The following is a 21,088-nucleotide window of genomic DNA, read 5'->3' on the forward strand; positions in this document are numbered from 1 at the left end:
TCTTGCGTCCCTTCGTTCATCGCCCTAATTTTCCCTCAAGCTGAAACGATTCAGTTAGTCATAGGGAGCATAATAAGATGAAAGTACGCATTGGGATGGGGTTGCTGCTGTGCTGTGCGCTGCCGTTGCAGGCGGCCGAGTTTGTGTTGGTCGACACCGCGCAGGGGTTGGATGTGGGGAACTGGAAGGTGAGCAGTGACAGCCTCGGCATCAAGAGCAAGATCCCCTTTAGCATCGAGAAGAAGCGGCTGCACGGCGGCCGTCAGGAGGGGGTGGATGTCATCGTCGTCGACAATGGCACCTTGCAGATGACCCTGGTGCCGACCCGTGGCATGGGGATCTACGAGGTGCGCGGCGGCGATCTGCGCCTGGGCTGGGAGTCGCCGGTGAAAGAGATAGTCAACCCGGCCTTTATCGATCTCGAGAGCCGTGGCGGCTTGGGCTGGCTCGACGGCTTCAACGAGATGCTGGTGCGCTGCGGTTATGAGTGGACCGGTCATCCGGGGGTAGACGACGATGGCCGCCTCAAGAGCCTGCATGGCCGGGTGCAGAATACCCCCGCCTCCGTGGTGCGGGTGACGGTGGACGAGACCCCGCCCTATGCCATTCACGTGCGCGGTCGGGTCGATGAGAAGACCTTCAAATTCAGCGATCTCAGTACCTGGACCGGCGTCACCCTGGTGCCGGGCGAGGCGGCCTTTACGGTAGAGGATAAGCTCACCAACCAGGCCGATTACGACAACGAGTACCAGATCATCTATCACGGCAACTTCGGGGCGCCGCTCCTGGAGGAGGGGGCCCGGATCAGCGCCCCGGTCAAGCAGATCTCCCCGTTCAACGACTATGCCCGCAAGGGGCTCGACAGTTGGCAGACCTACCTCGGCCCGACCAAGGGCTTTGACGAGATGGTGTTCAACATCGTCCCCTACAGCGATGCCAAGGGCAACACGCTGGCGGTACTTGAGAACCGGGCTGGCAATGCCGGGGTGGCGGTCGACTTCAACGTGAAGCAGTTACCGGTTCTGACCCTGTGGAAGAACACCGACACCCTCCAACAGGGCTACGTGACCGGCATCGAGCCCGGCACCAGCTATGCCTACAGCACCAAGTACCAGCGCCCGCTCGGTCTGGTGCCGACCATCAAGGCGGGTGAGAGCAAGCACTTCACCCTGCGCTACCAGCTGCTGCGCGATAAGGGCGAGGTGCAGGCCGCCCTCGACCGGGTCAAGGCGGTGCAGGGCAGTCAGCCCACCGAGCTGCGCCGCGACCCGCTGGTTCAGCTGCCCCACTGAGTTGGCAACGACGCACCAACGAAGAAGCCCCGCCAATGGCGGGGCTTCTGTTATCGGGCAGCGGTATCAGGAGATGCCGTACATCTGCTCTATCTCCTGCTTGTAGGTTGCCTCTATGATGCGGCGACGCAGCTTCATGGTTGGGGTGATCTCGCCGAGTTCCATCGAGAAGGCGCGCGGCAGCAGGGTGAACTTCTTGACCTGCTCGAACTTAGCCAGCTCCTTTTGCAGCTCGTTGATGCGAGATTCGAAGAACTCCACCACCTTGGAGTGGCGCAGCAGCTCGCTCTTGCACTGGTATTGCAGGTTGATGGAGCGGGCGTACTCCTCAAGCGACTCGTAGCAGGGCACGATCAGGGCCGACACGAAGTGACGGGCATCGGCGATGATGGCGATCTGCTCGATGAAGCGATCCTTGCCGATCGCCCCTTCCACGACCTGAGGGGCCACGTATTTGCCGTTGGAGGTCTTCATCAGCTCTTTCAGACGCTCGGTGAAGTAGATGTTGCCCTTGGCGTCGATGTCGCCAGCATCACCGGTACGCAGGAAGCCATCCTCGGTCATGACCTCGGCGGTGGCGTCTGGCTTCTTGTAGTAGCCGCGCATCACGGTCGGGGCGCGCACCAGCAGCTCCTTGCTCTCGCCAAGTTTGACCTCGATACCGCTGAGCGGTGTGCCGATAGAGCCGAGCTGGAAGCGGCTGTCTTCGTAGCAGCAAACGGTGGCCATGGTCTCGGTCATGCCGTAGCCGTACTTGAGGTTGAGCCCCATCGCCTGGAAGAAGAGGTTCACGTCGTCGGCCAGGCGGGCGCCGGCCACCGGCAGGAAGCGGGTACGGCCGCCAAAGCGGGCACGCAGCTTGCGAAACACCAACCGCTCGGCCAGCGCCAGCTGGACGTAGAGCAGGGGAGAGACGCGCTTCTCTTGCTGGCGGCGCTCGACCACCTGGGTGCCGACTCGGGTTGCCCAGCCAAACAGGGCGCGGCGCAGGGCCGGGGCCTCGGCCACCTTGGCCTGGATCAGGGCATAGGCCTTCTCGTAGAGGCGCGGCACCGAGCACATCAGGGTCGGCTTCACTTCGCCGATGACGTTCATCACCTGCTGTGGATCGCGGATATAGACGTTCTCGGCGCCGCGATAGAGCACGTAGAAGCTCCAGCCGCGCTCGAATACATGGCTGAGCGGCAGCATGCAGATGGAGACGTCGTCCTCTCCCACCTCAAGGCGGTCATCGTGCATTTGCAAGCAGGCGGAGAGGTTGGCGAAGTCCAGCATCACCCCCTTGGGTTCACCCGTGGTGCCCGAGGTGTAGATGAGGGTGAACAGATCATCCATGGCGTAGTGCTGTTCGCGGCGACGCAGCTCCAACTCGCTCGGATGGTGGTTGCCGCTGATGAGGAAGGTCTGGAAGTGGCAGGCCTGCTCGCAGCCGCGCAGATCGACGGCGGAGTCGAGGGCCACGATGGCGCGAATATCACCGCTTTCAAGCAGTTGCAGCGCTTGGTCAAACTGGGGCTGTTCGCCGACGAACAGGGTCTTGATGCCAGCATCGCGCACTATGTAGCGCGCCTGCTCTAGCGTGCTGGTGGGGTAGATGGGCACGCTGACGCCGCGGGCGGCCAAGATGCCGAGGTCGGCCTGGGTCCATTCCGGCATGTTGCGCGAATAGATCCCCACCATCTCACACTCCTGATGGCCGGCACGGATCAGTGCCTGGGCGCAGTAGTCCATGGCCTGGCCAAGGGTTCGCCAACCGATGGCACGCCACTGCCCATCCTGTTGAACCCGCAGGGCGGCTTTGTTGCCGAGCTGGGCAATCCGCTCGCGAAACAGTCGAATCAGGTGAAGCTGCTGCATCAAAAGTGTTCCTCAATAAAACAGTTGTACGCCACAAAGTGAGGCTTATAGCGGTCTAGAGTTTAAACACTACCCATCCAGCTTACAAGTGTTCGCTATGTTGTCATGCTGATGAAACAGGCCCGATTCAGGTACTATTGGGTGGGCAACCAAACGGTGATTAAATGGTGTCGGACAAGGCTGGGAGCATGAGAATGGTGGCAAGGAGACGAAGGGAAATCGTGTTGTTGCTGGCGGGGCTGCTGGCCGCTCTGCTGGGGGGCTGGTTCTGGTGGCAGCGTGCTGCGCCAGTGAAGGCACCTGAGCCTATCTGGCTGAGTGGCGCCGCCGGGGCGGCGCAGGCGCAGCAGCAAGCGCTCAGTCAGGGGCGTCCGCTGCTCTATCTGGTGGAGCGCAACCCCGGTCACTGCCGGCGCTGTGTGCTGCTGCACGAACAATTGTTCGACAATCCCGAGATGGCTACCGCGCTGGCCCCCTTCATCCGGGTGCGGCTCAATCCCGATCTCGGCAATGAGAGCCAACGGGCGATGGCGCAGTTACCCAAGGTGGAGCGCTACCCCGAGATTTTCTTGCAGCTAGCACCCAGCGGCCCGGTTTTACCCATCAAGGTCGTGATAGAGGCCTCCCAGATTTGGGTGCCTCGCGACGACTTCCAGCAGGGAAACCACATGCCGCTTTCGCCGGCCAGCCTCGACATGGCGCTGGAGAACACCCGTCGGCTGCTGAGGCCGTGAGGCTTAGTTGAAGGCGAACAGGCGTGACATCAAGATGGCGTCTTCCCGATCGTTGCCGGTGCCGTAATAGTCCTCGCGCCGGCAGTATTCGGCAAATCCGGTGCTCTCATAGAGGGCGATGGCGGGCTGGTTACTGGCGCGCACTTCGAGAAACCAGGCCTCGGCCCCCTTCCCCTTGCTGCGCTCCAGATAATCCAGCAGCAGGGCGCGTCCCAGCCCCTTGCCCTGCCAGTCGGGGTGGACGCAGATGTTCATCAGCGAGCTGTCGCCTGCCACCAGATCCGAGATGTAGAAGCCGACCGGCTGTCCTGATTGCAGCAGCAGGCCGTTGAGGTAGCGCGGCCCGAAGCAGGAGAGCAGGTTAGCTTTGCTCCATGGCCAGCGGTGGGCGGCCTGCTCGATGGGATAGATGAGCGCAAAATCGGCCTCGGTCAGGGGGAGAAACTCAAGCATGAAGACTCCGTAACTGATGCCACAGGGCGCGCTTAGCGGCCGCGTCGGGGTTGAGCGGGCAGACGAGTGCCGCCGGATGGGCCGCATCGGGCTCGGTCAGCAGCAGCCACTCGGGTTGCCCGGCCGGCAGGGGGCCGGGGGGCAGCAGGCTCACCTCGTCGGTCGAGAGGCCGAGCAGGGTGCAGAGATCCCCCAGAAAGGCAGGGGCGGGCAGCCGTTCGGCCCGCAGCCAGAGTCGGCCGGCAGGCGCTGGCGCCTCCTCGGTGGGAGCCGGCGTGACCTCGGCCGAGTGTCGCGACTGCCAGGTTGGGATCCCCATGCGGGCCAGCATGGCGGGGCGCAGGTCAAGGGGGTCAGAATCTTGCATCGTGGCAGTCTCACTCTTGATCTGGGTTGGTGAAAAATACGTGGTGCAGAGTACACTCGAACCTCTTTTTCTGCACCATGCCATCGCGACTTTCTGAAACGGTATCCTTATGCGGCCACACTCCCACGGCGCTCTCCCCGAACGCATCAACCGCCTAGTCTCGGCCCTTGGCGAAGGACTCTACGAGCGTCAGGAGGTGTTACGCCTGTGCCTGCTAGCGGCCCTCAGCGGCGAGAGCGTCTTCCTGCTCGGCCCCCCTGGCATCGCCAAGAGCCTGATTGCCCGGCGCCTCAAGCAGGCGTTTCACGAGGCGCGCCATTTCGAATACCTGATGACCCGCTTCTCGACCCCCGAGGAGGTGTTTGGCCCTCTCTCGATCCAGGCGTTGAAAGAGGAGGGCAAGTATCTGCGTCTGACCCGCGGCTATCTGCCCGAGTCTGAGGTGGTGTTCCTCGACGAGATCTGGAAGGCGGGCCCGGCCATCCTCAACACCCTGCTCACCGCCATCAATGAGCGGCAGTTTCGCAACGGCGATGCCCAGCACTCCATCCCGCTGCGGCTGCTGGTGACTGCCTCCAACGAGCTGCCGGCCCCGGACAGCGGCCTTGAGGCGCTCTATGACCGCATGCTGCTGCGGCTGTGGCTGGATCGGGTGCAGGAGAAGTCCAACTTCCGCGCCCTGCTGGCCAGCGAGGGACAGGCCGAGGTGAAACTGGCGCCTGGGCTGGCCATCACGAGCGAGGAGTATGACGCGTGGCAGTCGGCCATCGATGCGGTGGTGCTGCCCGATAGCTGTTTCGATCTTATCTATCAGTTGCGTCAGCGCATCGAGAGCCAGCTTGAGGGGCGCTGCTATGTCTCGGATCGGCGCTGGAAGAAGGCGGTGCGGCTGGCTAAAGCGAGTGCCTTTTTCAACGGGCGAGCCGAAGTGGCCCCCCTCGATCTGCTGCTGTTCAAAGAGTGCCTGTGGCATGACGGTGAGTCGCGCCAGGCGCTGCTCGATATCGTCGACGAGTCGGCCCGTCTGCATGGCTATGGCCAGTTGGCCATGACCCGCCAACTGCACGGGTTGCAAGAGCAGCTCGGCCAGCTTGAAAAAGAGGTGGCCCGCCGTTTTGCCTGCCGCGCCCAGCAGCGTAAGCAGTGGTTTGGCCGTCGTGGTCGTGGCCTGGCGCTCGATCTCTCCCGCGCCCGCTATTTTGGCAAGCAGGTGCATCTGCACCTGCTGCATCCGGCGGCGCTCGAGGCCGAGGAGCCGGCCCTGCTGACCGAAACCCTGGTATTTGAGCGCGCCACCTTGGCCCACTGGCACCCGGTGGGGGAACACACGCTGGGCTGGCGGCTGGGCAGTCCCAAGGAGGGGCATTTTGAACTTACCCTCAACGACGAGCACGAGTTGCAGGTGCTCGACGGGCAGCGCGCCCCGGTGCCACTGCTGTTGGTGGAGGCGCCCGTCGCACTGAGTGTGCTCGCCCCTTGGCAGGAGCGGGTCGCTGAGCTGCTGCGTCAGACCCAGGTATTGCAACAGAGCCTACGCCGCCAGCGGCTCTTGTTCGAGCTGCATCAGCAGCACCTGTTTGTCGGCCATGAGTGGCTGCAAAAAGTTGAGAGCAGCTTCTTCGTGTTGGCGCGCGATCTGGAGTTGTTCGCCACCCGTCTCGATGGCTGGCCGGTACGGCTGGCTCGGCTGGCGGAGTAGCGATCATGCTCGAGATCGGCGCCATGGATCTTGGCCTGCTGCTCAGCGAGAGCGAAGTGGCCGGCGAGATGGCGCTGGCACTTATCTCTGCGCCCAAGATAGCCCGCTTTATCAACCGCTCGCCCAAGCAGGGGGCGGCCCTGCGCCAGCGCATCGCCCGCTGGGGCGAGCAGTTGGGCGACGAGATCCGCCATAAGCCGGTGCCGCCGGCGCTGGAGCGTGAATACCTGGCCTATCAGGAGTGCCGCGCCATGGCGCTGGGGACGCTGGTGACCCGGCTGCCGGCGCTACAACTCGAGCTGGAGCGGGGCAGCGCCTTTGCCGGTGAGGCGCACGCCCTGATCCGGCAACTGCTCGAGCAGCCCACCGACAGCCGCCGGCGCCTGCTGCTGGAGCGCTGGCGCGCCAGTCTGGTGGGGGAGCTGCTCACGTTGCAGCAGGCCATTGCCGAGGCGGAACGTGAGAAGCTGCGCTGCGAGATAGAGGATCAGTTGCTGGCCAACCGCACTTTGGCCGATGCGCTCGATCCGCATCAGGTCTCGGCCGGCGGCCTGTGGGATCTGGCGCAGGGGCACTGGCACAGACGCAGCCTAGAGTTGGTCAAGCAGTACGCCCGGTTATTGGAAAAAGAGCCATTGCTGCGCGAGATAGCCAATCTGCTCGGGCGCAGTCAGCACGCCAAGGAGCGTGAGCAGAGCCCGTTGCCGCCGCAGGAGGTGCGCGAGCTGCAACCGGTGCAGAGCGACGAGGTGCCGGACGATCTGGTCGGCCTGCATCCGGCGGGAGATCTGCTGCGCATGCTGCCTAGTGAGGCCGCCATGCTAGGGGATGCGGATCTTGAATTCGAATTCTATCGCCGCTATCTGGAGCGGCGCCTGCTCAGTTACCAGTCGCGTGGCACCCTGCCACGCCACGCCGTGGTGTTGCAGACGCCGCGTCAGGGGGGGGAGCAGGAGCAGCGCCGTGGCCCCTTTATCGTCTGCATCGACACCTCGGGCTCCATGGGGGGCTATCCGGAGGAGTGCGCCAAGGCGCTGTTTCTGGCCTTGCTCGGACTGGCGATGGAGGAGCGGCGCCCCTGTTACCTGATGCTCTTTTCCACTGAGGTGGCGACCCTTGAAATCACCGCTGAGACCGGCTTGGAGCAGGCGGAGCGCTTCCTCTCCATGAGCTTTCATGGCGGCACCGATCTGGTTCCTTGCCTTGAACGGGCGTTGACTCAGCTCGATGTGCCCGAATTTCGTCGCGCCGATGTGTTGATCATCTCCGATTTCATCGCCCAAAACCTGCCCCATGCCCTGCTGGCCAGAATGGATGCACAGCGTCGGTTGCAGACCCGTTTTCACGCGGTTGCACTCTCACGCCACGCCAAGCGGGCTCTGCTGCGGGTATTTGATCGCAGTTGGCTGCTCGATTGCGGCCTGCGCGGCCGTCTGCTGCGGCGCTGGCTACATTAACTCTGTTTTTATGCAAGATGGTGGGAAGGGGGCTTATTGGGGTAGGCTTTCACCCTATACTCTGCCATCGGCAGTAAGTAGTACCGAGGAATCATGGTGAAACGAGCAGTCTGGTTATTATGCGGGGTCAGTCTGATGGGGGCTGCTGCACCGCTCCCTCCCGAACAACTTGAGCAGGAACTGACCTCCCTGGAGCAAGGCCCGCCCCTGTTTGGCTCGCTACACCGCCGCACCCATGCATTGTCGGCGGATCTGTCCCACTACCCGCCCGCCGCCCAGGCCCGGATCCGCCGTCTCGACTGTTATAACCAGAGTGCTGACCGCATCGAGTTGATGCAGGCGGCGGTGCGCGAGGCCAATCGCCTGATTGAACTGGCCCGCCAAGAGCAGGATGCGGTCGCGGTGGCCGATCTCACTATTTGCCGTGGTGGTTATTACCAGTTATTGGGTGATGTGGAGGCTGCCCGCCGTGATTTCGATGCGGCCCTGCACGAGGCGCAGCGTCTGCATGCCATTCGTGAAGAGGGGCTGGCACTGGCCAAGCGCGGCGACATGCTCTCCTACATAGGGCGGCTCGGTGAGGGCATTAAAGATCAGCAGCAGGCTTACCGGTTGTTGCACCAAACTGGCGCCATAGGTCATGCCCGAGTCGTACAGTTGGCGATGGCGCGCACCTACCGGCGCATGGAGTATTACAGCGAGGCGCTGTCCCACCTCAACAGGATTCATGCCCGGCTGGTACAGCAGGAGCGCCACGACGAACTAGCCCGTCTGCAACTCGAATATGCCCTGCTGCATTTGGATTCAGGGCGCTATCAGATGGCGATCGACAGCTTCATCGCGGCTCGCCATGCCTTCGGGGAGGGGGACAGCGTCCAGGATATCGATCTCATCCGCATCGGTGAGGCCGAGGCGCGGCTGGGTTTACGGCAACCGGAGCTGGCGCAGGCTCTCTTGCAAGAGAGTGCCCCCCGGATGAATCGCCAGAGCGATCCCTCCCTGTATGCCTACTGGGAGTTGATTCAGGCCAAGATGCTGACGGCGCTGGGTCAGGCGCAGCAGGCGCTGCCGCTGCTAGAGCAGGCCGAGCTCTTCTTCGCCCATGAAGAGAACCAGCGTTTCCTGATGTGGATACAGCGTGCGCGCAGCGAGGCCATGGCCAGCTTACAGCGCTATGAGGAGGCCTATGCGGCACTGCAACTTTACCTAGCGCTGGAGCATCGCATCGACGAGCAGTTGCTAGAGCAGCAGCAGATCTGGATGCGCAATGAGTTCACTCTGGCCCGCGAGCAGGCCAAGCACGATCGACTCAAGGCGGCCCACGCCTTGCAACAGCAGAAGCTGGAGCGGCTGGTGGAGGTGCGCTTCTGGCGTAACCTGGTGTATGCCCTCGGTCTGGTGCTGGCCCTGCTGGCCGTGGCCTGGCTGGCGGCGCATTCGCGCCAGTTGCGGGCGCTGGCGTTTACCGATGAACTGACCGGCATCAAGAATCGCCGTCGTATCATGGCGCGTGGCGCCGGTATGCTGTCCAAGGCCCGCCGCCAGCAGCAGCCCTTCTCGGTGCTGTTGTTCGACATCGACCGCTTCAAGCGCATCAACGACTCCTTTGGTCACCACCAGGGGGATCGGGTGTTGCAGTGGGTGGTCAAGTGTGTGCGCTGCCTGCTGCGTCATGATGACGCCCTGGGGCGCACCGGGGGTGAGGAGTTTCTGGTGCTCTTGCCGCACACCAACCTGACGGAGGCCGATCGGGTGGCGCGGCGCATTTGCCAGTTCGTGGCGGCGCGGGTCTTTCCCAACATGCCGGCGCCGGTCACCATCAGCATCGGGGTGGCGCAGCTCAAGGAGGAGGACGGGGATCTCAATGCCCTGATCCAGCGTGCCGACGCCGCGCTCTACCGCGCCAAGGAGAACGGGCGTAACCGGGTGGAGCGGGCCGATTGACGGACTGGGTATTTTTCACCCGCGCAGGTATAATGCGCCGCGATTTATCCGCCAACCGGAATCGAGATCCGATGTAAGACGCCACGACTCCCTCCATGCTTGCCATGGTCTCTTGTCACGCTGCGCCGGAGCGCAGGTCGTGCGTCCATCTCGATTCCAGGTCGCGGCCAGTGGGCCGCCCAACTGAAGAACATAGAATCATGTCATCTGAATTTCTGAGTGAAGTCTCTAAGAGACGCACTTTCGCGATCATCTCGCACCCCGACGCCGGTAAGACCACCATCACCGAGAAGGTGCTGCTGTTCGGACAGGCCATCCAGCGCGCCGGTACCGTTAAGGGCCGTGGCTCGGGCCAGCATGCCAAGTCCGACTGGATGGAGATGGAAAAGCAGCGCGGTATCTCCATCACCACCTCTGTGATGCAGTTCCCCTATGGCGACTGCTTGGTCAACCTGCTCGATACCCCGGGCCACGAGGACTTCTCGGAAGATACCTATCGCACCCTGACCGCGGTCGACTGCTGCCTGATGGTGATCGACGCTGCCAAGGGCGTTGAAGACCGTACCCGCAAGCTGATGGAAGTCACCCGTCTGCGCGACACCCCGATCCTCACCTTCATGAACAAGCTCGACCGCGAGATCCGCGATCCAATGGAGCTGCTCGACGAGGTGGAGAGCGAACTCAACATCATGTGCGCCCCCATCACCTGGCCCATCGGCTGCGGCAAGCAGTTCAAGGGGGTCTATCACCTCTACAAGGATGAGGTCTACCTCTACCAGAGCGGTCAGGGTCACACCATTCAGGAGCTGCGCATCGTCAAGGGGCTCGATAACCCCGAGCTGGATGCCGCAGTCGGCGAGGATCTTGCCGCCCAGCTACGCGATGAGCTGGAGCTGGTGCAGGGGGCCTCTCACGAGTTTGATCACGAGGCGTTTCGTGCCGGTGAACTGACCCCGGTCTTCTTCGGGACCGCGCTCGGCAACTTCGGCGTTAACCATATGCTCGACGGCTTGACCGAGTGGGCGCCGACTCCCATGCCGCGCAAGGCCGAGACCCGGGTGGTCGAGGCGACCGAGGAGAAGTTCTCCGGCTTCGTGTTCAAGATCCAGGCAAACATGGATCCGAAACACCGCGACCGTATCGCCTTTATGCGTATCGTCTCCGGCACCTACTCCAAGGGCATGAAGATGCGCCACGTGCGCTTGGGTAAAGACGTCAACATCTCTGACGCCGTGACCTTCATGGCTGGCGATCGGGAGCAGGCGGTCGAAGCCTGCGCCGGCGACATCATAGGCCTGCACAACCACGGCACCATTCAGATCGGCGACACCTTCACCCAAGGTGAGGATCTGAAATTCACCGGCATCCCGAACTTCGCCCCCGAGCTGTTCCGCCGCATCCGCCTGCGTGACCCGCTCAAGCAAAAGCAGCTGCTCAAGGGGCTGGTGCAGCTCTCCGAAGAGGGCGCCGTGCAGGTGTTCCGTCCGCTGATGAACAACGATCTCATCGTTGGCGCGGTCGGTGTGTTGCAGTTCGACGTGGTGGTCTCGCGCCTTAAGAGCGAGTACAACGTCGAGGCCATCTACGAGGCGGTCAACGTCGCCACCGCCCGCTGGGTGGAAGGCAGCGACGCCAAGAAGTTCGAGGAGTTCAAACGCAAGAACGAGCCGAACCTGGCGCTGGATGGCGGTGACAACCTCACCTATATCGCGCCGACCATGGTCAACCTGCGCCTGGCTCAGGAGCGTCACCCGGACGTCCAGTTCCGTCAGACCCGCGAGCACTGATACAAAGAACCCCGCCATCCGGCGGGGTTCTTTTTTAGCTGCCCATTTGGGACTATTGACCAACAGGACAGGCTTGCTAGGGTGGAGGCTTTCCATCGCCCCGGAGGCCACCATGACAGCCCGTATCGATTACCCTGATTTTCGCCACCTTCAGCCAGCCGCCCACGACGCACTGGCATCGGTGGGGGTGGCCCTCAAGCAGGCCGGTCTCGACCCCGAACTGGCCGAGCTGGTGCAACTGCGGGCCTCCCAGCTCAATGGGTGCAGTTTCTGCCTGCAATTTCACATCAACCAGTCACGCCGTCTTGGGGTGGCGCAGGGCAAGCTCGATTTACTGCCAGCTTGGCGCGACGCCACCGTGTTCAGCGACGCCGAGCGCGCCGCCCTGGCTTGGGCCGAGTGGCTCACCCGCCTGCCCCAAGGTGACTCCCCGGCAGCCCTCTATGGCGAGTTGGAGCATCACTTTGATGCCCGCACCATAGCGGCCCTGTCGACCGCGATCGCCACCATCAACGCCTGGAACCGCCTCGGTATCGGCTTTGGCTTCGTGCCGCCGGCAGCCAAGGGATAAGCGTCACGGCATCAATGTCTTGACCATGCAGATCTCGCAATCCCCGTGGCCGGTGCAGCCAAGGGGCCCCGGCAGGTGCTCAAAGCCGAGCGACTCATAGAGCGCGGTCGCCTCGCGCAGCACCGCCGTGGTCTCGAGGTAACAGCGTGCAAAACCGAGATCGCGCGCCGTATCGAGGGCGTGCAGCACCAGCCTTCGCCCCAGCCCCAGCCCGCGTAGCGCCGGGCTGAAATACATCTTTTGCAGCTCGCAGACACTGCCATCTCCCCCCGCCAGCGGCGCCAAACCTCCACCGCCGAGGATCTCGCCGCCTGGCCCTTCAATGACCCAGTAGCGGCTCTTCGGCTGCTGATAGGTCTCATACAGCCGATCCAGGTTGGGGTCTGAGACGCCGTAGCCCTTATCGGCGGTGAGGCCGTACTCAGCCGAGACGGCGCGGATCACCGCCGCGATGGCGCCGTTGTCGGTCGGCTCGATGGGGCGCAGCCAGTAGCCTTGTTGGCGCCGGGCCCGTGAGAGGGCGCTGCGATAGAGGGTGGCGCCGCGCCACAATAGCTCGCGCTCCTCTGGGCTGAGCTGGGCCAGCGCCAGGTTCATCTGCTCGTCCATCTCGCCGTGCAGGGCTTCCAGCTCACGCCGACCGCTCTCGGTCAGCACCGCCTGCTTGCTGCGCCCGTCCGAAGGGTGTGCCTGCCATTCGATGAGGCCGCGTTCGGCCAGGCGCGCCAAGGGGCGGCTGGTATTGGACTTATCGATACGCAGCTTGTCGGCTAGCTGCTGGTTGGTGGCGGGCTCGGCCTCCAGCTCGATGAGCAAGTGGGCTTCGACCGGGGTCAGGGTGAGGCTGCCGCACTGCTGAGAGAGCATGCCCAGCTCGCGCACCAGTTCGCGCGACAGGGCGCGCAGGGGACGAGTATCCATCTCGGGTGTCCATTTTGGTTGCTGTTCGCAACAATATGTCAGGGCCGGCGTGTCGGTGCAAGTCCCATAAAAAAGGCGGGCCATCCTGGCCCGCCAACTCTGGCTAACAGAAAGAGGGAGTTAGATCAGCTCGGCCAGCATGGCTTCGCTGTAGGGCACCAGCTCGGCGCCGTCACGCACCCGGCGGATATAGTCCGGGTTGGCGATCAGCGGGCGGCCGATGGCGGCCAGATCGAAGCGGCCAGCATGGATGGCCTCGGCGGCGCTCTCGGCGCTCAGCTGGCCGACGCCGATCAGGGTGCCGTGGTAGTGGGCACGGAGGTAATCGCTGGCGCGGCCCCCCAGATAATCGAAGCTGAGGGTGTCATCGAAGATGCCCACGTGCAGGTAGGCCAGGGTGCGGCGGTCGAGTTCACCCACTAGGTGGTCGAACACGGCGCGATCGCGCGCATCCCCATTGAGGTGCACATAGGCGCCGGGCGAGAGGCGCAGGCCGGTGCGCTCGCCACCGATGCGTGCCGCGATGGCATCGACTACCTCAAGGGCGAAGCGGGCCATGTTGGTCGGGCTGCCGCCGTACTCATCGGTGCGCAGGTTGGTATCGTGGTGCAGGAACTGGTCGATGAGGTAGCCGTTGGCCCCGTGGATCTCGACCCCGTCAAAGCCGGCGTCGATGGCGTTGGCGGCCGCCTGGGCGTAGTCACGCACCAGCTGGGCGATCTCGGCGCTGGTCAAGGCGCGCGGGGTTTGGTAGCTCAGCTCGCGCATCCGCGGCACCGTTCCTTCGAAGGCGACGGCGGAGGGGGCGAGCACCTCAGCATGGTGGAAGAAGGGGTGGGAGAGACGACCCACGTGCCATAGCTGGGCGAAGATCTTGCCACCACCGGCGTGTACCGCGTCGGTCACCTTGCGCCAGCCCTGGATCTGCTCGGGGCTATAGAGACCGGGCGTGTTGGGGTAACCCTGGCCGTCCGGGCGGATGATCACCGCCTCGGAGACGATCAGCCCCACGTCGGCGCGGCGGCCGTAGTAGGCGGCCATCTGCTCGGTCGGCACCAGACCGGGGCCGGCCATGCAGCGGGTGAGGGGGGCCATGACGAAGCGGTTGGCCAGGGTCAGGGTGTCGTTGAGGGCGAAAGGTTGCAGCAGCGATGTGTTCATGGGGGATCTCCGGGACTATCTTGAATGAGCATTCAAGACGTTTTTCGTCCGGGATGCAATTCTTTTTTGAATGGACGTTCAAGTCGATTTGGCCGCTTCCCCCCGTTTGCGATAAACTGGCGCCACACTTCAATCCCCGGAGGCCCCATGCGCAGCGCCGTATTCGACCGCGATCATGTCCTGACCCGTGCCATGGAGGCGTTTCGTGACAAGGGTTATGCCAAGACCACCATGCAGGAGCTGGTGGCTGCCACCGGCCTGCATCCCGGCAGCCTCTACGCCGCCTTTGGCAACAAGCGCGGCCTGTTGCTGGCGGCGGTCGATCACTATGTCGCCCGCAAGAGTGAAAGCCGCGCCGCCCTGATGGCCGACCTGCCGCCGCTGGCCGGTATTCGCGCCTATCTGCTCAATCTGGTGGAGGAGATGACTCGCTGCACCTGTCTGGTGACCCGGGCCGCGATGGAGCTGGATCAGGACGAGGAGCTGCACCAGCGGCTCGCCCTCATTCACCGCTCGCTGGAAGATGATTTTCGTCAGGCACTGCGGGCTGCCGTCGAGCAGGGGGCGATCCCGGCCGATGCCAATGTGGAGACCCTCACCGCCTATCTGCTGGTGGGGGTGCAGGGGCTGGTCGCCTTCTCCCAATGCCGGCGCGATCCGGCGCTCTCCCTAGCGGTGGTCGAGCAGTTGCTGGTCGGCCTAACCGCCACCCGTTAGGCGCGGGCTCCTTCCTCTCTCTCTGGGGCGACCAGCCCCTTCATCAGCGCACGCAGCCAGCACAAGGCCGGGTGCTGCCCTTGGGCCGGGTGCCAGACGCAGTTGAGGTGATACCCAGGCACATCCTCCGGCAGGGTGAGGCGGCGCAGCGGCCAGTGGCTGGCCAAGAGATCGGCCACCTTGCTCGGCAACACCAGCAGGTGGTCGGTCTGGCAGACGATGGCCGCTGCCGACATGTAACTCTGACTGTTGACCGAGATGCGCCGTGACAGCCCCTGTCCCTCCAGCCAGCGATCCAGGCTGGCCTCCGAGGTGCCAAGCGGCGAGTGAAACACGTGAGACATGCCGATGAGTTGCTCTCGCCCAATGACCTCGTCCACCGCCAGCCCTTGGCGCACCAGCCCGGCCAGCGGCTCGGTGAGCCAGGTCTCTTTGCCCAGATACCCCGGCACCTGCATGTACTCGTCAAACCCCAGCACCAGATCGATCTCGCCGCTCGCCAGCTCTGCCTCCGGCAGCCTGTCGCGCAGGATGCGGATCTCGATGCTCACCCCCGGCGCCAGATCCTTGAGCCTGGCGATGAGCGGCGGCACCAGCACGCACTCCACGTAGTCGGTGGTGCAGAGCACGAAGCGCCGCTGCGAGCTGGCCGGGTCGAACTGCTCCTCGTCGCTGAGCTGCTGCTCAAGCAGGCGCAGCGCCTGACGCACGCCGCTGTGCAGATGCTGGGCGCGCGGCGTCGGCACCATCCCCTGCGGAGTGCGCACCAGCAGGGGGTCGCCAAAGGCGCTGCGCAGCCGCCCGAGCGCATGGCTCATGGCCGGCTGGCTGATATAGAGGGATTCGGCGGCGCGGGTGACGCTGCCCTGTGTCATCAGGGCGTCGAGGGCGAGCAGCAGATTGAGGTCGAGCTGGTGTAGTTTCATCGCTGTTATTTGTCTTATTGATGGGGCAATCTATCGTATTCATTTGATGGATGAAGGCGCAACTTCTTACACTGTGCCGGTTCCCGTTTTCAGATAGCCCCATCGAGTGACGGTTGCGTCGTCGATGGTAAGCCGGTGGGCCAAGCCCTGCCCGTTTCCCTATTACCGGCCGCATGATCGCCTCGTAGGCCATCATGCCGCCCGCAAGGATATTGCGATGAGCATCAAGACCATCAACTCCGCTCTCATTGAGTCAACTCCGGCCGCCGACGGCTTCGCCATGCCCGCCGAGTGGGCGCATCAGCAAGCTGTCTGGATGATCTGGCCGTTTCGCCCGGACAACTGGCGTGTCGCCGGTCGCTTCGCGCAAGAGACCTTCGCCAAGGTCGCCGATGCCATCGGGCAAGCCACCCCGGTCTTTATGGGGGTACCGGCCCAGTTTATGGCGCAGGCCCGCGCCATCATGCCCGCTCATGTCACCCTGGTTGAAATGAACAGCGATGACTGCTGGGCCCGCGATACCGGCCCGACCATCGTTACCAACGCTGCCGGCGAGTGCCGTGGGGTGGATTGGGGCTTTAACGCTTGGGGTGGCCACAAGGGCGGTCTTTACTACCCGTGGAATCAGGATGAAGAGGTTGCTGCCCAGATGCTGGCCCAGCACGGCATGGCTCGCTACGACGCGCCGCTCATTCTGGAAGGGGGCTCCATCCACGTCGATGGCGAGGGCACCTGCCTGACCACCGCCGAGTGCCTGCTCAACGAAAACCGCAACCCGCACCTGACCAAGGAGCAGATCGAAGCTTACTTACGCGACTATCTGGGGGTGAAGAGCTTTATTTGGCTGGACGAAGGGGTCTACATGGACGAGACCGACGGCCACATCGACAACATGTGCTGCTTCGTGCGTCCGGGTGAAGTGGCCCTGCACTGGACTGACGATCAGAGCGATCCCCAGTACGCCCGCTCCGTGGCTGCCCTCAAGGTGCTCGAGGCTGCGGTCGATGCCAAGGGTCGCAAGCTCAAAGTGTGGAAGCTGCCCCAGCCGGGCCCGCTGTTCTGCACTGAAGAGGAGTCTGCCGGCGTCGAGAGCGGCACCGGTGTGCCGCGCGAGGCGCAAGGTCGTCTGGCCGGCTCTTATGTGAACTTCCTTATCACCAACGGCAGCATCGTCTACCCGCTGCTCGATGCCGCCACCGACGGCGAAGCCCAGCGCATTTTGGAAGAGATCTTCCCCGAGTACACTGTGGTCGGCGTGCCGGCCCGCGAGATCCTGCTGGGGGGCGGCAATATTCACTGCATTACACAACAGATCCCCTCCGGCAAATAAGAACCGGATGACGATCCTGCTGCGAGGCCGTGATCAAGGCTCATGTGCTGCTCACTTATGTGAAACCGTGGGCTCACGTATGTTTATACGCACCGGTTTCTGCGCTGCTCTTCACCTTGTTGACGGCCGCTTGCGACGGGTCGTAAACCGGTTCTCAGCCAGCTGAGGTTGGTATTCAAAACCCCACTCAGTGGGGTTTTATCCCTTGATGACGTGATGGTCGCAGGCGCCGATGCGGCGATCATCATGACAAACCGTCACCCTTTTACAGGAGATCCCCATGATCGAAGTGACCGAGGTTTCCATTGCCGAGCTGCGCGGTGCGCTCGAATCAGGCCGCACTACTGCGGTCGAACTGGTTCAGGCCTATCTGGCCCGTATCGAGGCCTATGATGGCCCCGAGACACAAACCCGCCTCAACGCCGTGGTGGTGCGCAACCCCGATGCCCTGAAAGAGGCGCAAGCGTCTGATGCGCGCCGCGCCCGTGGCGAAACTCTGGGGCCGCTCGACGGCATCCCCTACACCGCCAAAGACAGCTATCTGGTCAAGGGGCTGACCGCCGCCTCCGGCAGCCCGGCGTTTAAAGATCTGGTGGCCCAGCGCGATGCCTTTACCGTCGAGCGCCTGCGCGCCGCCGGTGCCATCTGCCTTGGCAAAACCAATATGCCCCCCATGGCCAATGGCGGCATGCAGCGCGGCGTTTATGGCCGTGCTGAGAGCCCCTACAACGCCGACTACCTGACCGCGCCGTTTGCCTCCGGCTCCTCCAACGGCGCCGGTACTGCCACCGCCGCGAGCTTCGCCGCCTTCGGTCTGGCCGAAGAGACCTGGTCGAGCGGCCGAGGCCCTGCCTCCAACAACGGCCTGTGTGCCTACACCCCCTCCCGTGGCGTCATCTCGGTGCGTGGCAACTGGCCGCTGACTCCGACCATGGACGTCGTCGTGCCCTATGCCCGCACCATGAATGATCTGCTGGAAGTGCTCGACGTGGTGGTGGCTGACGACAGCGAAACCCGTGGCGATCTGTGGCGCATGCAGCCCTGGGTGCAGCTGCCCAAGGCCTCTGAAGTGCGTCCGGCTTCCTATCTGGATCTGGCTGCCAAGCCCGACGCCCTCAAGGGCAAGCGCCTCGGCGTGCCGCGCATGTTTATCAACAAGGATGAACTGGCCGGCACCAGCGAAAACCCCGGTATCGGCGGCCCGACCGGTCAGCGCATCCATACCCGCGAGGCCGTGATTGCCCTCTGGGAAGAAGCGCGCAAGGCGCTGGAAGCCGCGGGCGCCGAAGTCATCGAGGTGGACTTCCCGCTCGTTTCTAACTGCGAAGGGGACAGACCGGGCGCGCCGACCGTGTTCAATCGCGGCATCGTGAGCCCGGAGTTTCTCAACGACGAGCTGTGGGAGCTCTCCGGCTGGGCGTTCGACGACTTCCTGCGCGCCAACGGCGATCCCAAGCTCAATAAGCTGGCCGATGTGGATGGCCCGAAGATCTTCCCCCACGATCCGGGCACCTTGCCAAACCGCGAGGGGGATCTGGCGGCGGGCATGGACGAGTACGTCAACATGGCCAAGCGCGGCCTGAAATCCTGGGACGAGATTGCCTCGGTGCCGGACGGCCTGCGCGCTCTGGAGCAGACCCGCAAGCTGGACTTGGAAGATTGGATGGACGGGCTCAAGCTCGACGCCGTGCTGTTCCCCACCGTCGCCGACGTCGCCCCGGCTGACGCGGATGTGAATCCGGCCTCCGCCGATATCGCCTGGAGCAACGGCATCTGGGTTGCCAACGGCAACCTCGCCATTCGCCACCTCGGCGTGCCGACCGTCACCGTCCCCATGGGCATCATGGCCGATATCGGTATGCCGGTGGGCCTGACCTTCGCCGGCCGCGCCTATGACGACAACAACCTGCTGCGCGTCGCCTCGGCCTTCGAGTCCACCGGCAGCAAGCGCAGGGTGCCGCCAAGGACGCCGCCGTTGGCTTGATCGCCACAGCTGGCCTGATTGTTGTTAGGTCAGGGACAAAGAGAGAGGGAGGCATCATGCCGCCCTCTTTTTTTTCGTCCATTTTCTCGCTTTGGCCATCATACCCGGATGTTCTGGCCCACGCCCATTTCGCTTTTTGTCACATGCGGGGTTTGCTCATCCTGGGACAAGCTGGCCTCCCACTCGTGGGCCTTCTCCAGCAGATCGGCGAGGCTCTCCCTGATCTGCTGCGGACGATAGTTCCCCAACGCGATCTGGGAGAAAAACGATACCCGCTCGGTGCCGGGATAGATGCCGACCCAGTAGCCATGGCGCAAGGGGGCGAGGGCATGCTCGCCAAAACGCAGGAACAATTCGCGAGACAGGCGCTCGGGAAGATCGCTCGCCGTGGTCACCGAGAGCACCAGCGCCATCTCGTCGGGCTGAGCCACGATATTGACCACAAAGGGGGCGCTCGCTTCCTCTGCTGCTCGCTGGATCTCGAACGTGCAGACGCCGTTTTCATCGAAGGCCAGCGGCTCGACCGACAGCTCGGCCACGATTTTCTGATAGATATCCAACACAACACTCCAGTCCGGTTGCCCGGTCGTCTTCGAAGGGGCAGGGCAAGATCACAAAGAGACGGCCCGCCACCGAGCGGGCTGGGTCGTCATCCATATTCATGGCAAGGGTTACACCTTGATATTGAGTGCTCGGCCCTCTTCCTGCTCGAACATCCGGACATTGCTCACCGGATTGTCGTTAAAGCGCACGCTTTTCTTCATCTTGGCGGCGACGTTCTCCCCGTCCGATGAGCCAGTGTGCTCTTCGACCAGCGGTGAGGTTTCGTTGGCGCGGGTGTTCGAAGTGATACTGGGACACCCACTATTTTGACAGGGGGGTAGCGGTCTGCTTGGCTTAAGCGACAGCGAAGAGGGAGTTTGCTATGACCATTGCCCGTTCACGTCAAATCAGCTTGCAGGATACGCCTTATTACCATGTGGTGAGTCGCTGTGTGCGGCGGGCATTCCTATGTGGTGAAGATGCCCACTCGGGCCAGAGCTACGAGCATCGCCGCCAGTGGGTGGTTGACAGGCTGGGCCAGTTGTCACGGCTCTTTGCCATCGGTATCTGCGCCTACGCGGTGATGAGTAACCACTACCATCTGGTGCTGAAAGTGGATGCTGAGCAGGCACAAGGATGGAGCGAGCGGGAGGTGGCCGTATGATACTGGGACACCCACCATTTTGACAGGGGTGTAGTGGTCTGCTTGGCTTAAGCGACAGCGCAGAGGGAGTTTGCAGAATTCTGGGACACCCACCATTTTGACAGGGGTGTAGCACCTGATACTGGGACACCCACCATTTTGACAGAGGTGTAGCGGTCTGCTTGGCTTAAGAAGGGAATTCTGGGACACCCATCATTTTGACAGGGGGGTAGCGGTCTGCTTGGCTTAAGCGACAGCGCAGAGGGAGCTCGCTATGACCATCGCCCGTTCACGTCAAATCAGCTTGCAGGATACGCCTTATTACCATGTGGTGAGTCGCTGTGTGCGGCGGGCATTCCTATGTGGTGAAGATGTCCACTCGGGCCAGAGCTACGAGCATCGCCGCCAGTGGGTGGTTGACAGGCTGGGCCAGTTGTCACGGCTCTTTGCCATCGGCATCTGCGCTTACGCGGTGATGAGTAACCACTACCATCTGGTGCTGAAAGTGGATGCTGAGCAGGCACAAGGATGGAGCGAGCGGGAGGTGGCCGAGCGCTGGGCCGGGTTGTTTCAATGGCCGTTGCTGGTGCGCCGCTGGTATCAGGGGGATGCCTTGATTGAGCCAGAGCTGGCTGTTGGAATTCTGGGACACCCACCATTTTGACAGGGGTGTAGCGGTCTGCTTGGCTTAAGCGACAGCGC

General features: G+C 63.1%; 17 protein-coding genes and 2 pseudogenes. 12 read left to right on the top strand and 7 right to left on the bottom strand.

The genetic code is table 11. The features are described from left to right. The first annotated feature begins 77 nt into the window (after positions 1-77). Entirely contained in the window at positions 78-1,292 is a 1,215-nt protein-coding gene (locus FE240_RS01955; RefSeq protein WP_193003170.1) for an aldose 1-epimerase family protein, read from the top strand. A 66-nt stretch (positions 1,293-1,358) separates the two neighbouring features. Here FE240_RS01955 and FE240_RS01960 read toward each other — a convergent pair whose 3' ends face one another. Beyond that, positions 1,359-3,149 carry an AMP-dependent synthetase/ligase gene (locus FE240_RS01960; protein ID WP_193003171.1) on the bottom strand — a complete coding sequence of 597 codons (1,791 nt, stop codon included), beginning with the start codon at positions 3,147-3,149 and terminating at the stop codon, positions 1,359-1,361. A 221-nt stretch (positions 3,150-3,370) separates the two neighbouring features. Between FE240_RS01960 and FE240_RS01965 the strand changes: the two genes are divergently transcribed. Beyond that, positions 3,371-3,883 carry a hypothetical protein gene (locus FE240_RS01965; protein WP_193003172.1) on the top strand — a complete coding sequence of 171 codons (513 nt, stop codon included), beginning with the start codon at positions 3,371-3,373 and terminating at the stop codon, positions 3,881-3,883. Positions 3,884-3,886: 3 nt separating this feature from the next. On the opposite strand, the gene rimI is transcribed toward FE240_RS01965, so the two are convergent. Both rimI and FE240_RS01975 read right to left on the bottom strand, forming a co-directional pair. After that, positions 3,887-4,336 (bottom strand): ribosomal protein S18-alanine N-acetyltransferase, encoded by a 450-nt coding sequence (rimI, locus tag FE240_RS01970; RefSeq protein WP_193003173.1) that lies wholly within the window; start codon positions 4,334-4,336, stop codon positions 3,887-3,889. After that, complete coding sequence (locus FE240_RS01975; protein WP_193003174.1) at positions 4,329-4,703, bottom strand: hypothetical protein; 375 nt, start codon at positions 4,701-4,703, stop codon at positions 4,329-4,331. Before FE240_RS01975 ends, rimI begins: the two co-directional genes overlap by 8 nt. Before the next feature lie 109 nt (positions 4,704-4,812). Here FE240_RS01975 and FE240_RS01980 point away from each other — a divergent pair, with 109 nt between their 5' ends. The 5 genes from FE240_RS01980 to FE240_RS02000 all read left to right on the top strand — a co-directional run bounded on the left by FE240_RS01980 (position 4,813) and on the right by FE240_RS02000 (position 12,161). Beyond that, a complete protein-coding gene (locus FE240_RS01980) occupies positions 4,813-6,402 on the top strand; it encodes an ATPase RavA domain-containing protein (RefSeq protein ID WP_193003175.1) in 1,590 nt (529 codons plus the stop codon). A gap of 5 nt (positions 6,403-6,407) precedes the next feature. Continuing rightward, positions 6,408-7,859: an ATPase RavA stimulator ViaA gene (gene viaA / locus FE240_RS01985; RefSeq protein WP_193003176.1), complete on the top strand. Its 1,452-nt coding sequence runs from the start codon at positions 6,408-6,410 to the stop codon at positions 7,857-7,859. Positions 7,860-7,952: 93 nt separating this feature from the next. Then, the gene (locus FE240_RS01990) at positions 7,953-9,803 is read left to right on the top strand and encodes a diguanylate cyclase (RefSeq protein WP_193003177.1); all 1,851 of its coding nucleotides are present in this window, start codon (positions 7,953-7,955) and stop codon (positions 9,801-9,803) included. A 200-nt stretch (positions 9,804-10,003) separates the two neighbouring features. Then, positions 10,004-11,590: a peptide chain release factor 3 gene (gene prfC, locus FE240_RS01995; protein WP_226798945.1), complete on the top strand. Its 1,587-nt coding sequence runs from the start codon at positions 10,004-10,006 to the stop codon at positions 11,588-11,590. Positions 11,591-11,702: 112 nt separating this feature from the next. Next, positions 11,703-12,161, top strand: a complete 459-nt coding sequence (locus FE240_RS02000; protein ID WP_193003178.1) for a carboxymuconolactone decarboxylase family protein — start codon at positions 11,703-11,705, stop codon at positions 12,159-12,161. A gap of 3 nt (positions 12,162-12,164) precedes the next feature. Here FE240_RS02000 and FE240_RS02005 read toward each other — a convergent pair whose 3' ends face one another. Together FE240_RS02005 and FE240_RS02010 are read right to left on the bottom strand one after the other, a co-directional pair. After that, positions 12,165-13,082: a bifunctional helix-turn-helix transcriptional regulator/GNAT family N-acetyltransferase gene (locus FE240_RS02005; RefSeq protein ID WP_193003179.1), complete on the bottom strand. Its 918-nt coding sequence runs from the start codon at positions 13,080-13,082 to the stop codon at positions 12,165-12,167. A 120-nt stretch (positions 13,083-13,202) separates the two neighbouring features. Beyond that, positions 13,203-14,243, bottom strand: a complete 1,041-nt coding sequence (locus FE240_RS02010) for an alkene reductase (RefSeq protein ID WP_193003180.1) — start codon at positions 14,241-14,243, stop codon at positions 13,203-13,205. 147 nt (positions 14,244-14,390) lie between these two features. Between FE240_RS02010 and FE240_RS02015 the strand changes: the two genes are divergently transcribed. Beyond that, the gene (locus FE240_RS02015) at positions 14,391-14,960 is read left to right on the top strand and encodes a TetR/AcrR family transcriptional regulator (RefSeq protein WP_193003181.1); all 570 of its coding nucleotides are present in this window, start codon (positions 14,391-14,393) and stop codon (positions 14,958-14,960) included. Here the strand turns inward: FE240_RS02015 and FE240_RS02020 are convergent. Continuing rightward, a complete protein-coding gene (locus tag FE240_RS02020; RefSeq protein WP_193003182.1) occupies positions 14,957-15,886 on the bottom strand; it encodes a LysR family transcriptional regulator in 930 nt (309 codons plus the stop codon). The genes FE240_RS02015 and FE240_RS02020 overlap by 4 nt on opposite strands. A 217-nt stretch (positions 15,887-16,103) precedes the next feature. On the opposite strand from FE240_RS02020, the gene aguA reads away from it, so the two are divergent. Further along, positions 16,104-17,216, top strand: coding sequence for an agmatine deiminase (gene aguA / locus FE240_RS02025; RefSeq protein WP_193003183.1), 1,113 nt, complete (start codon positions 16,104-16,106; stop codon positions 17,214-17,216). Positions 17,217-17,496: 280 nt separating this feature from the next. Further along, positions 17,497-19,200, top strand: coding sequence for an amidase (locus tag FE240_RS02030; RefSeq protein ID WP_193003184.1), 1,704 nt, complete (start codon positions 17,497-17,499; stop codon positions 19,198-19,200). Positions 19,201-19,298: 98 nt separating this feature from the next. Here FE240_RS02030 and FE240_RS02035 read toward each other — a convergent pair whose 3' ends face one another. Next, complete coding sequence (locus tag FE240_RS02035) at positions 19,299-19,760, bottom strand: CesT family type III secretion system chaperone (RefSeq protein WP_193003185.1); 462 nt, start codon at positions 19,758-19,760, stop codon at positions 19,299-19,301. 365 nt (positions 19,761-20,125) lie between these two features. Here FE240_RS02035 and FE240_RS02045 point away from each other — a divergent pair. Further along, positions 20,126-20,401: pseudogene (locus tag FE240_RS02045) on the top strand (alpha-amylase family glycosyl hydrolase); the annotation flags it as partial. Positions 20,402-20,660: 259 nt separating this feature from the next. After that, positions 20,661-21,023 (top strand): annotated as a pseudogene (locus FE240_RS02050) (alpha-amylase family glycosyl hydrolase); the annotation flags it as partial. Positions 21,024-21,088: the final 65 nt, after the last annotated feature.

It is taken from the genome of Aeromonas simiae (assembly GCF_014892695.1).
GTDB classification, from domain to species: Bacteria; Pseudomonadota; Gammaproteobacteria; order Enterobacterales; family Aeromonadaceae; genus Aeromonas; species Aeromonas simiae.